The organism is Bartonella sp. AA18HLJMS, assembly GCF_042197245.1.
Taxonomy (GTDB): Bacteria; Pseudomonadota; Alphaproteobacteria; order Rhizobiales; family Rhizobiaceae; genus Bartonella.
Window position 1 is genome coordinate 1 of the sequence record NZ_JBHIRP010000074.1, and the last position, 919, is coordinate 919.

Annotated in this window: 1 protein-coding gene; it reads left to right on the forward strand. The window is 42.5% G+C overall.

The genetic code is table 11. The features are described 5' to 3' along the window. The coding region (locus tag ACFINW_RS09985) for an MFS transporter (protein WP_375674266.1) at positions 1-919 on the forward strand (919 nt) is incomplete at both ends.

The window sequence follows — 919 nt, forward strand, 5'->3', positions numbered from 1 at the left end:
TACCCATTGTTTTATTGTTTGAAGCACTCTTTATAGCCACAGCTGCAATCGCCAACCAATTTTGGGTTTATATTGCCCTTTCTTTCGCACTAGGTTGTGCTGGTTCACTCTTTTGGTCTGCTATCCTCGTTTCCGTCCCAGAATTTGCAACCAATGATCAGCAATTAGACCGTATCAACCGCATTATCCAAACAGTTCGTAATCTTGGCTATATTGCCGGACCATTGTTAGGGGGCGTGTTGTATGGAATATCAAACGGGCAAAAAGGATTGTTTGTGTTGTCAATCATGGTTCTTTTTGCTACCTTTATCACTCTCTTCTGTTTTAAAAGTTTTAAAATTCATACACAAACGACAAACACAACGCAAAACAGCAAAAAAGGGCTAGATTTAACGGGTCTCTTGCGTAAAAAAAATGTTGTCTATGCTCTTTCTCCCCTCATCATTACCATCATCCTCACCTCTGCTCTCAACGTCTTATCGATTGTCCGCATCCGCACTGAGCTGTACTTCAGTGCAGAAACCTATGGGGTAATCACAAGCATGTTAAGTCTTGGCCTCGTGGTTGGTCCACTCTGTTTCTCCAGCCTTTTTCATCGCTTTGGTAATGCCGCTGGAGCATCACTTGCCGCTGCAATCATTGGTTTTGCAATTTTCTGCTTTTCCTTAACACATATTGTATGGTTAATGATGCTGTCATTTTTCATCCTTGGGGGTGCTAACGGCGTGCAAAATGCTCTGATGGCAAGTTTTATGATGAAAGCCATTCAGAAAGAACACCGAAACAACCAAATGCCTGCCTATATCTTTATCATACAAACAGCGGTGTGCCTTGGCTTTCTAGGAGCCGGTTTTGTAAAAGTGCATCACACCCAAAGCACACTGTTTATCATTGGCATCGCCACAATGATCACAGGCAT